Raw genomic sequence first — 12,947 nt, 5'->3', positions numbered from 1 at the left:
TGAAAAGTTCTTTACAAAAACTTACAAACAAAATGGGATAAAAAATGAACATCAGCCAAGCCGCCGAGAAAACTGGATTGTCCGCCAAGCAAATTCGGGATTATGAAAAAGCAGGGTTATTGCCAGAGGCACAACGTACCTTATCAGGTTATCGCTTTTATTCTGAGCAAGATTTAAACCAACTTCGCTTTATCAGTAATGCCCGTAAAGTCGGCTTTTCACTGCAACAAATTCGCGAATTATTAAGGCTCAATCGCGATCCTAATCGCACAAGTCGCGAAGTGAAAGCCATTACTGAGCAACATATTATCGAGCTAAAAGAGAAAATTGCGAGCTTGCAAGAAATGTTGGATTTATTACAGCGTTGGCATTGTTCTTGCCAAGGAAATGATAGCCCTGATTGTTCAATTTTATCAGGGCTAACAGAAAAGACGGTATTATAGGCGTTTATAAGTGAGAAAATAATAACAGCTTACGGCGAAAAATGAGCAACCTACCATTGTTAAAAGCATTGGGGCGGCACTGTCAATTTTCATCAATGCAACAAGTGACCCCACACAAGCCCCCGTGCCAAAACGTACGCTCCCCACCATTGAGTTCGCCGTTCCTGCCATTGCAGGGAATTTTTCTAAAATAGACGCCATTGCATTGGAACTAATTAAAGAGTTCTGTCCAACAAATAGTGCCACTCCAATTGCCATTGACCAAAAACCAAGATCGAAAAACACCACCAATAATAACCAGATTGCCGCAATAAATTGAATGATTAAGCCTGTTTGTAACATTTTTTCTGTGCCAACTTTGGTAACCAAACGTCCATTTAAGAACGAACCGAAAGTCATCACGCTAATGTTCAACATAAAGAAATAACCAAAGTTTTGTTCTGGAATGCCATAAATACCGATATACACAATCGATCCTGCGGTTAAGAACGCAAATAACCCGCCAAAACCAAAGGCACTCATAAACATATAACCTAGCGCTTCTTTTTTTCGCCATAAATTAACAAAATTACGCACCACAATGTTTAGGCGTAATGGAATACGATTTTCTTTCTTATGGGTTTCAGGAATAATAAAGAAGACTAACAATGTGCTAAATAATCCCATCGCCGCAATAACATAAAAAATGGAATGCCAATGAAAATAAGTAACAAGATAACCACCAATAATGGGGGCGACTAAAGGGGCGAGCATAAATACCAGCGTAATCGTTGACATTGTACGAGAAAGTTGATCTTTACTAAATAAATCGCGTAATAATGCCCCGACTAAAACCACCGGTGCAGCGCCAAAAAAGCCTTGCATAAAGCGCAACAGCGTGAAGCTACCAATTTGATTAATGGTCGTAAGAATAAGAGCAGCAATGGCACTTACGATCACACCAAGTAAAATAACGGGTTTACGCCCATAGCTATCCCCCACAGGCCCCCAGAAAAGTTGCCCTGATGCCATACCATAAGCAAAGAAGGTGAGGGTGTGTTGAATTTTTTCAGGGCTGACGTGCAAATCTTGCGACATACGCAAAAAAGCAGGCAAATACATATCCACTCCAAGTGGTGGTAGCATTGAAAGCAGCCCAAGAGTCAAAATAAAAATAAAGCTGGGTTTATGTATCGTTTTTTCACTCACAATTTTATCCTTATTTTAAGGTCGCTAATTCTTCATCGGTTAAAGGGCGGTATTCCCCCTCTTCTAATTGTTCATCTAGCACCACATCGCCAATTTTCCAGCGGTGCAACGCAACCACTTTATTACCTAAGGCGGCAAACATTCGCTTCACTTGATGATAACGTCCCTCGCTTAAGGTTAAATTGACATTGTAATCATCAATAATTTCAAGTTTTGCGGGCTTGGTTGGGGATTTCTCACCACGTAATAAAATGCCTTCTGCACAAGCCTGCTGGTAATGATTTTCAACAGGATCGGCAAGGGTAACAAGGTAAGTTTTCTCGCAATGATGTTTAGGCGAAGTAATACGATGCGACCACTGCCCATCATCGGTGAGCAACACTAGCCCCGTAGTATCCACATCTAGCCGTCCTGCACTATGCAATTTAGTCGCAAGGGGATAATCAAAGAATTGGTAAATGGTCGGATAATCACCGTCATCATTAGAACAGACATAGCCTTGCGGTTTATTCAACATAATGTAATGCCCCGCCTCAAACCAAGTAAGGCGTTCGCCCTCAAAATAAATTTCATCTTCCGCACTGACTTTGGTTGCGCCACTTTTCTCAATTTTTCCGTTAATTTGCACCGCACTTTGACGCAGGGCTTTATTGGCTTGAGAGCGTGTTAGCCCAGTTTGCTCGGCTAAAAATTTATCTAATCTCATTGCGTGATTTTCTCATTAATAAAAACGGCATATTATACAACATCTCGGCATAAAACCCTAGTTGAACCGAAAACAAAAGTGCGGTTGATTTTGTGAATGAATTGTAAATAATGTGTTGTAAATCACAGATTTTCTGATTTTTTCGCCTATAATAGCGTTAAATTTTTCTCACAAACTTTCAACTTGTTATAAGGACGGTTTTATGGACGCACAACTACGTCAAGCAGCACTTGATTTCCACGAATTCCCAAAACCGGGAAAAATTGAAGTTACGCCAACGAAATCTCTTGCAACCCAACGGGATCTTGCCTTAGCTTATTCCCCCGGTGTGGCTGAACCTTGTTTAGAAATTGAAAAAGATCCCGCTGCGGCTTATAAATACACCGCACGCGGTAACCTTGTAGCCGTTATTTCTAATGGTTCTGCGGTACTTGGCTTAGGTAACATTGGCGCGTTAGCGGGTAAACCGGTAATGGAAGGGAAAGGCGTGCTATTTAAAAAGTTTGCCGGCGTAGATGTGTTTGATATTGAAATTGATGAAAAAGATCCCGATAAATTAGTCGAAATTATTGCCGCACTTGAACCGACTTTTGGTGGCATTAATCTTGAAGACATCAAAGCCCCAGAATGTTTTTATATTGAACAAAAATTGCGTGAACGAATGAATATTCCCGTTTTCCACGATGATCAGCACGGTACAGCGATTATTTCAGCTGCTGCAGTCATTAACGGTTTACGCATTGTGAATAAAAAAATTGAAGAGGTAAAATTAGTGGCTTCAGGCGCGGGGGCTGCGTCTATCGCCTGCTTGAACTTACTTGTTTCCCTTGGAATGAAACCTGAAAATATCACTGTGTGTGATTCCAAGGGCGTGATTTTCAAAGGGCGTGATGAGCGAATGGATGAAACCAAAAAACGTTATGCCATTGATGACAACGGCACGCGAACATTGGCAGACGCAATGCCAAATTGCGATATTTTCCTTGGCTGTTCCGCCGCAGGTGCCTTAACCCAAGAAATGGTAAAAATGATGGCACCAAATCCGCTTATTCTTGCCTTGGCAAATCCTGAACCTGAAATTTTACCCCCTCTAGCGAAACAAGTTCGCCCAGATGCGATCGTCTGTACGGGACGTTCTGACTATCCAAACCAAGTAAATAACGTACTTTGCTTCCCCTTCATTTTCCGTGGGGCATTAGATGTGAGTGCAACCACCATTAATGAAGAAATGAAATTGGCTGCGGTTTATGCCATTGCGGATCTTGCACTTGCCGAACAAAGCGAAGTGGTTACCTCCGCATATGGGGGGACAGAAGTGTCTTTTGGTCCAGATTATCTGATCCCAAAACCTTTCGATCCACGTCTTATCGTAAAAATCGCCCCAGCGGTCGCAAAAGCGGCAATGGAAAGTGGGGTGGCAACTCGTCCTATTGAGGATTTTGATGCTTATTTAGAAAAGCTCACGCAGTTTGTGTATAAAACAAATTTATTTATGAAACCTGTATTTGCCCAAGCAAAACAAGATAAAAAACGGGTCTTGCTGACGGATGGTGAAGAAACTCGCGTACTACACGCGGTGCAAGAAATTGCTACATTAGGGATTGCGCAACCTGTGCTATTAGGGCGTACACACATTATTGAAGAAAAAATCAAGCAACTCGGTTTGCACCTTGAAATTGGGCGTGATTTTGAGGTCATCGACATTGAAAATAACCCTTATTATGAAGAATGTTGGCAACGTTATCACGACAAACTGAAACGCCAAGGAATGACACCCGCTGGTGCGAAACGAAAAATGTTACATAATCCGACCGCACTTGGATCTGTACTATTAGAACTCGGCAAAGCTGATGCAATGCTGTGTGGGTTAGTCGGGCCTTATGCTTCTCACTTAGCCGCTATCAAAGATGTTACCGGTGTGAAAGCTGGCGCAATTCCCGCCACCGTAAATGGCTTGGTGTTGCCAACAGGCAACCTGTTTATCGCTGATACGTTCGTTAATCCAAATCCAACCGCAGAAGAATTAGCTGAAATTACCTTAATGTCTGCGGCAGAAGTACGCCGTTTTGGTATTGAACCGCAAGTTGCGTTAGTTTCTCATTCCAATTATGGCAGTGCAAATGATGAAAATGCGCTAAAAATGCGTAATGTCTTGCAATTAGTGCGTAACAAAGCACCTGAATTAGTGATTGATGGGGAAATGCATTGTGATGTTGCACTTTCTGAAAGTTTACGTAATGAAATTATGCCAGATAGCCCGTTAAAAGGGGCGGCAAACTTGCTAATTATGCCAACAATGGAAGCTGCACGAATCAGCCTGAACTTGCTACAAGGCACTGCAACGCCAATTACCATTGGCCCGATCTTAATGGGGATAAATAAAACAGCCCATATTTTAACTTCGGCATCTTCTGTTCGCCGTATTATCAATATGGTGGCAGTTGCGGCAGTAAAAGCACAGCAAGAAATTTGATCAGGAAAAGTCATTTAGGGCAGAAACACTGCCCTATTTATTTTTCGCTAGAAATTTAAACTTTTAATGATCTTAATCAAGTTTCTTGCTAGAATACCCCTGAATTTAGTACCTAATGATTATTTTAAGAAGGAAAATTTTATGGCTTACACACTACCAGAATTAGGCTATGCCTACGATGCTTTAGAACCACATTTTGACGCACAAACAATGGAAATTCACTACAGCAAACATCATCAAGCTTATGTGAATAATGCCAATGCGATTTTGGAAACCTTACCGCAATTTGCAGATCTTTGCCCGGGTGAGTTAATCACTAAATTAGCGGAAGTGCCTGCAGATAAACGTACGGGGTTACGTAACAATGCGGGTGGCCACGTGAATCATAGCTTATTCTGGAAAAGCTTGAAAAAAGGCACAACATTACAAGGTGCATTAAAAGATGCGATTATCCGTGATTTTGGCTCGGTAGAAGCGTTCCAAGCTGAGTTTGAAAAAGCAGCCGCAACACGCTTTGGTTCAGGCTGGGCGTGGTTAGTGTTAAACAACGGTAAATTAGAAGTGGTTTCAACTGCAAACCAAGACAGCCCATTAATGGGGAAAGAAATCGCGGGTTGCGAAGGCTATCCAATTTTTGGTTTAGATGTTTGGGAACACGCCTATTACTTAAAATTCCAAAACCGCCGTCCAGATTACATTAAAGAATTCTGGAATGTCGTGAACTGGGACTACGCCGCAGAACGTTTTGAGAAAAAAGTTAATATCTAATTCATTATTCAATAATAAATTTCATCTTATCCCCTCTTTAATGAGGGGATTTTTTTACTTTTTTGATAGAAAAATAGGCAAGTTATTCACTCACCTATTTACCCAGTTTAGTTATACTCGATCAAGTTTGAAATAAAGCCACATCGGCTTGTCTTGCTCTCTGGCGTTAAGCTCACTTAGCTTATTCCAACTGAAACGAGCATAATTTAAAAAGATTAAATGAGATTAAAAATGCGTTGCTTAGCGAGAAACCGCGAAACAAGGCTGAATGTGGGTTAAAATTTCTTTCACCAAACGAGCCGGTGCAGCAACCACGTTACCTGAGGTCAAATAGCTGTGTCCGCCTTCAAAATCAGTTACTAAACAACCTGCTTCACGGGCGATAAGATCACCTGCAGCAATATCCCACGCTTTGACGCCCATTTCAAAGTAAGCATCCACTCGATTAGCCGCAACATAGCACATATCTAATGCAGCTGAGCCTGTACGACGGAAATCTGCTACTTTACCTTCATTAACAAGATTGCTCATTATTGCAAATTGGATCGGCATTGCAGAGAGTTTTTTGAATGGAAAACCAGTGGCTAAAATTGTGCCTTGTAATTCACGTTTGATATTTTCTGCACGCAGACGGAGTTCATTGATTTTTGCACCTTGTCCACGTACGGCAGTGAAAAGCTCATTACGGATAGGATCATACACTACCCCCACTTCTGTTCTGCCTTTCACACGCACAGCAATAGACACAGAAAAGTGCGGTAATCCTTTGATGAAATTTGTCGTCCCATCTAGTGGATCAATCACCCATTGCACATCGCTATCTTGACCTTCTAACGCACCACTTTCTTCTGTGATAATCGTGTGATCAGGATACGCTTTTCTAATCACATCAATAATCGCCGCTTCAGAGGCTCTATCAATATTAGTAACAAAGTCATTTGCACTTTTAGCTACCGTTTGAATATCATCGCGGCGTTCATACCCTTTAGCAATAATATTGCCCGCTTTTCGTGCCGCACGAATAGCGATATTTAACATTGGATTCATATTTCCACCAGATTTTAAAGAACAAAATTGAATGCGAGATTATAGTGATATTTTTGATAAAAAGCGAGAAAAACCCTGTTAGCAAGAAAATTTTCATATTTCCGACCGCACTTTGTGGGTATTGTGCTAGAATACCCACAATTTGTAGTCAGATAAAGCAGAATAGAAAATGCTAGATAACATTCGCATTGTGTTAATTGAAACCTCTCACAGTGGAAATATTGGCTCAACAGCACGGGCGATGAAAACAATGGGATTAAGCCAGCTTTATCTCGTTGCCCCCAAGCAAGGTATTGATGAGCAAGCGATCGCCTTAGCCGCAGGAGCTGATGATGTGGTAAAAAACGCCGTTGTCGTGCAAACCTTTGATCAAGCTGTGGCTGATTGTGAGCTAGTGATTGGAACAAGTGCGCGCTTACGTCATTTGCAAAGCACCTTACTTGAACCCCGTGCTTGTGGCGAAACAACCATAGCCTTTGCCAAACAGCATAAGGTGGCGATCGTGTTTGGACGGGAACGTATTGGACTAACCAATGAAGAATTGCTGAAATGCCGTTATCATTTAACCATTCCCGCTAACCCTGATTATTCCTCATTAAATTTAGCGATGGCAGTGCAATTAGTTTGTTATGAATTGCGAATGGCTTGGTTAGAAAATGGTAAAAAAGACGTGGATTTATCACTTTCATCAATAGAAAACATCTATCCAACCACACAGGAATTAGAATACTTTTTTGACCACACCGAACGTCTTTATAAACAACTTGGATTTATTCAAAATCAAGGGGTTATGCAAAAATTACGGCGTTTATATCAGCGTGCGCAAGTAGAAAAAAACGAACTCAATATTCTACGCGGAATGTTAAGTGCGGTAGAAAAAAAGGTAAAATCGCAAAAGTATAATAGTTGACTAATTTAGAAGGTTATGTAAGATAGCCACCTAATTACTTAGAAGGAAGTGTATAATGAAATTAACGTCAAAAGGTCGTTATGCTGTTACTGCGATTTTAGATATTGCATTAAATACTGAAAATGGCCCCGTCAGTTTGGCGGATATTTCAGAAAGACAGCATATTTCCCTTTCTTATTTAGAGCAATTATTCGCAAAATTACGCCGCCACGGCTTAGTGGAAAGCGTGCGCGGCCCCGGTGGTGGGTATAAATTAGGGCAGCCAAGCGATAAGATTTCTATTGCGATGATTATCGCCGCAGTAAATGAAAATATTGCGGTAACGCGTTGCTTAGGTGGCGCAAATTGCCAAGGTGGAAAAGAATGTCTGACCCATGCCTTATGGGATGAGCTAAGCCAACGAATTGAGGATTTTCTTAACCAAATTACTTTGGCGGAATTAGTTGATAAACATCATCATCGCCATAAAACCCATAATCAGCATCAAGATTTTTCTAATTTAGTCATCATTGATGACAACGCTTAACGTTAATATTAAAAGAGCGGTAAAAAATAACGATTTTTTTAGGAGTGTAGAATGAAATTACCTATTTATTTGGATTATGCAGCAACTTGTCCTGTGGATGAGCGTGTGGCAAAAAAAATGATGGAATTTTTAACCATCGAAGGCACATTTGGCAACCCTGCGTCCCGTTCGCATAAATTTGGTTGGCAAGCGGAAGAGGCTGTGGATGTGGCGCGTAACCACATTGCGGATTTAATTGGCGCGGATAGCCGTGAAATTGTGTTTACTTCGGGCGCAACGGAAGCCGATAACCTTGCAATTAAAGGGGCGGCACATTTTTATCAAACAAAAGGCAAGCATATTATTACCTGCAAAACAGAGCATAAAGCGGTGTTGGATACTTGCCGTCAATTAGAGCGTGAAGGTTTTGAAGTAACTTATTTATCACCAAAATCAGATGGTTTAATTGACTTAGAAGAATTAAAAAATGCAATGCGTGATGACACTATTTTAGTCTCAATTATGCACGTGAATAACGAAATTGGTGTGATCCAAGATATTAAAGCGATTGGTGATCTTTGCCGTGAAAGAAAAATTATTTTCCATACCGACGCAACCCAAAGTGTGGGTAAATTACCGATTAACCTTGCAGAATTAAATGTGGATTTACTCTCAATGTCTAGCCATAAACTTTATGGACCAAAAGGAATCGGGGCATTATATGTACGCCGTAAACCGCGTGTGCGTTTAGAGGCAATTATTCACGGTGGTGGCCACGAACGTGGTATGCGTTCAGGCACATTACCTGTTCACCAAATCGTAGGAATGGGCGAAGCTTATCGTATCTGTAAAGAAGAAATGGCAACCGAAATGCCTCGCTTAAAAGCCCTTCGTGATCGTTTATACAATGGCTTAAAAGATATTGAAGAAACCTATGTGAATGGGTCAATGGAACACCGTGTAGACAACAACCTCAACATCAGTTTCAACTATGTGGAAGGGGAAAGCTTAATGATGGCATTACGTGATATTGCGGTTTCATCAGGATCTGCTTGTACTTCTGCAAGCCTTGAGCCGTCGTATGTATTGCGTGCGTTAGGGTTAAATGATGAGCTTGCACATAGCTCAATTCGCTTTACTGTTGGACGTTATACCACAGAAGAAGAAATTGACTACACCATTAATTTAGTCAAAGGTGCGGTAGAAAAATTACGTGAATTATCCCCATTATGGGATATGTTTAAAGAAGGCATTGATCTTAACTCAATTGAGTGGACTCACCATTAATTTAGCAAAAGGAACAGAAAAATGGCATATAGCGACAAAGTTATCGATCATTATGAGAACCCACGTAACGTAGGTTCATTCGACAAAAAAGATCCAACCGTGGGAAGCGGAATGGTGGGCGCGCCTGCTTGTGGCGATGTAATGCAATTACAAATTAAAGTGAATGATGAAGGCATTATTGAAGATGCAAAATTCAAAACTTACGGCTGTGGTTCAGCGATTGCGTCAAGCTCACTTATTACCGAATGGGTAAAAGGCAAATCCCTTGATGAAGCACAAGCCATCAAAAATAGCCAAATTGCAGAAGAATTAGAATTACCCCCAGTAAAAGTGCATTGCTCAATTTTGGCAGAAGATGCCATTAAAGCAGCCATTGCCGATTACAAAGCAAAACGTGGCGAATAATTTAAGCAAATAAAAGTGCGGTGGAATTTAACCGCACTTTTCATCATTTTGTGGAGAACCTTATGAGCGTAACATTAACCGAAAGTGCAGCAAATCGCGTCAAAACCTTCCTTGCTAATCGTGGCAAAGGCATTGGGTTACGCTTAGGCATAAAAACCTCAGGCTGTTCAGGTTTAGCTTATGTGCTTGAATTTGTAGATAGCTTAAATGAAGATGATCAAGTGTTTGAAGATCACGGTGTGAAAGTCATCGTAGATACCAAAAGCTTGGTCTATCTCAACGGCACCCAACTTGATTTTGTCAAAGAAGGCTTAAACGAAGGGTTCAAATTCACTAATCCTAACGTGAAAGATGAATGTGGCTGCGGTGAGAGTTTTAACGTTTAATAGGAACATCAATGAGCAATCCTTTTGCACTATTTGACTTGCCAGTGGCATTTTCTCTTGATCTTGATCGCTTGAATAACCGTTATTTGGCATTGCAAAAATCTCTTCATCCCGATAATTTTGCACATCGTTCAACGCAAGAACAGCGTTTAGCTATGCAAAAATCAGCGGAAATTAATGATGCCTTGCAAATTCTAAAAGATCCCATTTCCCGTGCGGATAGCATTATTGCTTTGCATTTAGGTTGTCAAAATGTGGAAGAAAAAACCAATCACGATATGGCATTTTTAATGCAACAAATGCAATGGCGAGAGCAACTTGAAGAGATTGAACAGCAGAAAGACAGCGATGAGCTAATGCAATTTTCAGATCAAATTAGCATACAGCGACAGGCAATTTTAAACCAATTAAATACCGCACTTTCGACTCAAGATTGGGCAACCGCACAAATGCTGACGGATCGATTACGCTTTATCAAAAAATTACTGCTTGAAGTGGAACGCATTGAAGATAACTTACTGGATTTTTAAAGAGAGAAACAATGGCTTTATTACAAATTGCTGAACCCGGACAAACGAGCGCACCGCATCAACATAAATTAGCGGTAGGCATTGATCTTGGTACAACAAATTCCCTTGTCGCCACGGTACGCAGTGGAATGGCAGAGATTTTATTGGATGAAAAAGAGCGTGCTTTAACGCCTTCCATTGTCAATTTTTCAGCTAATCAGGCAGTGCTTGTTGGCTATGAAGCCGGGGAATTAGCCAGTCTTGATCCACAAAATACTATTATCTCGGTGAAACGTTTAATCGGACGTTCTCTTGCTGATGTACAACATCGCTATGCAAATTTGCCTTACCGTTTTCAACAAAGCGAAAATGGCTTACCTTTATTTGAAACCGCACAAGGTGTACGTAGCCCGATTGAAGTCTCAAGCGAAATTTTGAAAAAACTGACCGCACTTGCGGAAAAACGTTTAGGCGGTGAGTTACAAGGTGCGGTAATTACTGTTCCCGCCTATTTTGATGATGCACAACGCCAAAGCACAAAAGATGCGGCAAAACTGGCGGGATTGAATGTGCTACGGTTACTCAATGAACCTACCGCAGCGGCGATTGCCTATGGCTTAGATAGCGAACAAGAGGGCGTGATAGCGGTTTATGATTTAGGCGGAGGCACCTTTGATATTTCTATTTTGCGTTTATCTAAAGGCGTCTTTGAAGTGCTTGCTACGGGCGGTGATACCGCGTTAGGTGGGGATGATTTCGATCATCTCATCGCAGATTGGATTGTCCAACAATCGGCAATTGCCCCACAAAATGATCAACAAACGCGTGAGCTTTGGCATTTAGCAAAACAAGTCAAAACCCATCTGTCTGAAGCACATAACGCCCCTATTGAATATTACGATTGGCAAGGTGAACTTCAGCGTGAAACCTTTAATCAATTGATTGAACCTTTAGTAAAACGCTCATTAATGGCGTGTCGCCGAGCATTAAAAGATGCTGGTATTAGCCCGCAAGAAGTGCGAGAAGTGGTTATGGTAGGCGGTTCAACTCGTGTCCCCTTTGTGCGTGAAAAAGTCGGTGAGTTTTTCCAACGTGAACCATTAACCGCTATCGATCCCGATAAAGTTGTCGCACTTGGCGCGGCAATTCAAGCGGATATTTTGGTAGGCAATAAACCCGATAATGAAATGTTATTACTTGATGTGATCCCGTTATCTTTAGGTATTGAAACAATGGGGGGATTAGTGGAAAAAATTATTCCGCGCAATACCACTATCCCTGTGGCGAGAGCGCAGGAATTTACCACCTTTAAAGATGGGCAAACCGCAATGAGTGTACATATCGTACAAGGTGAACGTGAAATGGTGGCGGATTGTCGCTCACTTGCTCGCTTTACCTTAAGGGGAATTCCACCAATGACAGCAGGGGCGGCACATATTCGTGTAACCTATCAAGTGGACGCTGATGGCTTGCTTAGCGTAACCGCAATGGAAAAATCCACTGGAGTGCAATCTTCTATTCAAGTTAAGCCTTCTTATGGGCTAACGGATGATGAAATTGCTGCAATGCTTAAAGCCTCAATGGAAAATGCCAAAGAAGATATCCAAGCACGCTTATTAGCAGAGCAACGAGTGGAAGCCACACGCGTGATCGAAAGTGTGCATTCCGCGTTACAGCAAGATGAAAGTTTACTTAATGATGAAGAATTAAGTGCGGTGAAAAATGCGTTAGTTTCACTGCAAGAATTAGTACAACAACAAGATAGCCTTGCAATTAAGCAAGGGATTAAAGCCTTAGATCGTGCAACGCAAGAATTTGCCGCACGTCGTATGGATAAATCAATTAGAACGGCGCTATCAGGCCATTCGATTGATGAAATTGAGAATTTTAAGGAATAGTATTATGGCTAAAGTCATTTTTTTACCTCACGAAACCCTTTGCCCAGAAGGAATGGTGGTGGATGCTGCCGAAGGCGATAATTTATTAGATGTGGCATTAGAGGCTGGCATTGAAATTGAACACGCTTGCGATAAATCTTGTGCTTGCACAACCTGCCACGTTGTGATCCGTGAAGGATTTGACAGTTTAAATGAAAGTACCGAAGCAGAAGATGATATGCTGGATAAGGCTTGGGGCTTAGAAGTGGATAGCCGTCTAAGTTGTCAATGTCAAATTGGTAATGAAGATCTTGTGGTGGAAATTCCAAAATATAGCTTAAATCACGCAAGGGAAGAGCATTAAGCCGCTTTATTGCAGGCAAAACTTTATCAAGGCGGAGTTACCTCCGCCTCACTATTTTATATAGCAAAATCGTCTAATT

At 41.4% G+C, this 12,947-nt stretch carries 14 protein-coding genes; 11 read left to right on the top strand and 3 right to left on the bottom strand.

Features of this window, described 5'->3' with window-relative positions:
• Window positions 1–44 precede the first annotated feature (44 nt).
• The gene (cueR, locus tag L5B83_RS02530) at window positions 45–443 is read left to right on the top strand and encodes a Cu(I)-responsive transcriptional regulator (protein ID WP_250350822.1); all 399 of its coding nucleotides are present in this window, start codon (window positions 45–47) and stop codon (window positions 441–443) included.
• Here the strand turns inward: cueR and L5B83_RS02525 are convergent.
• Window positions 438–1,634 (bottom strand): Bcr/CflA family multidrug efflux MFS transporter, encoded by a 1,197-nt coding sequence (locus L5B83_RS02525; RefSeq protein ID WP_265778363.1) that lies wholly within the window; start codon window positions 1,632–1,634, stop codon window positions 438–440. The two genes, cueR and L5B83_RS02525, sit on opposite strands and share 6 nt — an antisense overlap.
• A gap of 7 nt (window positions 1,635–1,641) precedes the next feature.
• Window positions 1,642–2,337 (bottom strand): 16S rRNA pseudouridine(516) synthase RsuA, encoded by a 696-nt coding sequence (rsuA, locus tag L5B83_RS02520; RefSeq protein WP_250350823.1) that lies wholly within the window; start codon window positions 2,335–2,337, stop codon window positions 1,642–1,644.
• 202 nt (window positions 2,338–2,539) lie between these two features.
• Between rsuA and L5B83_RS02515 the strand changes: the two genes are divergently transcribed.
• Together L5B83_RS02515 and sodA are read left to right on the top strand one after the other, a co-directional pair.
• Window positions 2,540–4,810: an NADP-dependent malic enzyme gene (locus L5B83_RS02515; RefSeq protein WP_250350824.1), complete on the top strand. Its 2,271-nt coding sequence runs from the start codon at window positions 2,540–2,542 to the stop codon at window positions 4,808–4,810.
• Window positions 4,811–4,951: 141 nt separating this feature from the next.
• On the top strand, window positions 4,952–5,578 hold the full coding sequence (gene sodA, locus L5B83_RS02510) for a superoxide dismutase [Mn] (protein ID WP_250350825.1): 627 nt from the start codon (window positions 4,952–4,954) through the stop codon (window positions 5,576–5,578).
• 240 nt (window positions 5,579–5,818) lie between these two features.
• On the opposite strand, the gene suhB is transcribed toward sodA, so the two are convergent.
• Entirely contained in the window at window positions 5,819–6,625 is an 807-nt protein-coding gene (gene suhB / locus L5B83_RS02505; protein ID WP_250350826.1) for an inositol-1-monophosphatase, read from the bottom strand.
• A 169-nt stretch (window positions 6,626–6,794) separates the two neighbouring features.
• Here suhB and trmJ point away from each other — a divergent pair, with 169 nt between their 5' ends.
• From trmJ to fdx, 8 genes are all read left to right on the top strand, one after another.
• Window positions 6,795–7,535, top strand: coding sequence for a tRNA (cytosine(32)/uridine(32)-2'-O)-methyltransferase TrmJ (gene trmJ, locus L5B83_RS02500; RefSeq protein ID WP_250350827.1), 741 nt, complete (start codon window positions 6,795–6,797; stop codon window positions 7,533–7,535).
• 55 nt (window positions 7,536–7,590) lie between these two features.
• The gene (gene iscR / locus L5B83_RS02495) at window positions 7,591–8,061 is read left to right on the top strand and encodes a Fe-S cluster assembly transcriptional regulator IscR (RefSeq protein ID WP_250350828.1); all 471 of its coding nucleotides are present in this window, start codon (window positions 7,591–7,593) and stop codon (window positions 8,059–8,061) included.
• A gap of 51 nt (window positions 8,062–8,112) precedes the next feature.
• Window positions 8,113–9,327, top strand: coding sequence for an IscS subfamily cysteine desulfurase (locus L5B83_RS02490; RefSeq protein ID WP_250350829.1), 1,215 nt, complete (start codon window positions 8,113–8,115; stop codon window positions 9,325–9,327).
• Between the two features lie 21 nt (window positions 9,328–9,348).
• Window positions 9,349–9,732, top strand: coding sequence for a Fe-S cluster assembly scaffold IscU (gene iscU / locus L5B83_RS02485; protein WP_265762228.1), 384 nt, complete (start codon window positions 9,349–9,351; stop codon window positions 9,730–9,732).
• A 62-nt stretch (window positions 9,733–9,794) separates the two neighbouring features.
• Window positions 9,795–10,118, top strand: coding sequence for an iron-sulfur cluster assembly protein IscA (iscA, locus tag L5B83_RS02480; protein ID WP_250350831.1), 324 nt, complete (start codon window positions 9,795–9,797; stop codon window positions 10,116–10,118).
• A gap of 11 nt (window positions 10,119–10,129) precedes the next feature.
• Complete coding sequence (gene hscB / locus L5B83_RS02475; RefSeq protein ID WP_265777457.1) at window positions 10,130–10,648, top strand: Fe-S protein assembly co-chaperone HscB; 519 nt, start codon at window positions 10,130–10,132, stop codon at window positions 10,646–10,648.
• A gap of 11 nt (window positions 10,649–10,659) precedes the next feature.
• Window positions 10,660–12,525 carry a Fe-S protein assembly chaperone HscA gene (gene hscA, locus L5B83_RS02470; protein ID WP_265777456.1) on the top strand — a complete coding sequence of 622 codons (1,866 nt, stop codon included), beginning with the start codon at window positions 10,660–10,662 and terminating at the stop codon, window positions 12,523–12,525.
• Window positions 12,526–12,529: 4 nt separating this feature from the next.
• The gene (gene fdx / locus L5B83_RS02465; RefSeq protein WP_250364167.1) at window positions 12,530–12,868 is read left to right on the top strand and encodes an ISC system 2Fe-2S type ferredoxin; all 339 of its coding nucleotides are present in this window, start codon (window positions 12,530–12,532) and stop codon (window positions 12,866–12,868) included.
• Window positions 12,869–12,947: the final 79 nt, after the last annotated feature.

The organism is Avibacterium sp. 21-599 (assembly GCF_026226765.1).
In the GTDB taxonomy this organism is placed as follows: domain Bacteria; phylum Pseudomonadota; class Gammaproteobacteria; order Enterobacterales; family Pasteurellaceae; genus Avibacterium.
The sequence above is the reverse complement of the archived record's forward strand: the minus strand, read 5'-3'. Positions and strand labels throughout refer to the sequence as shown.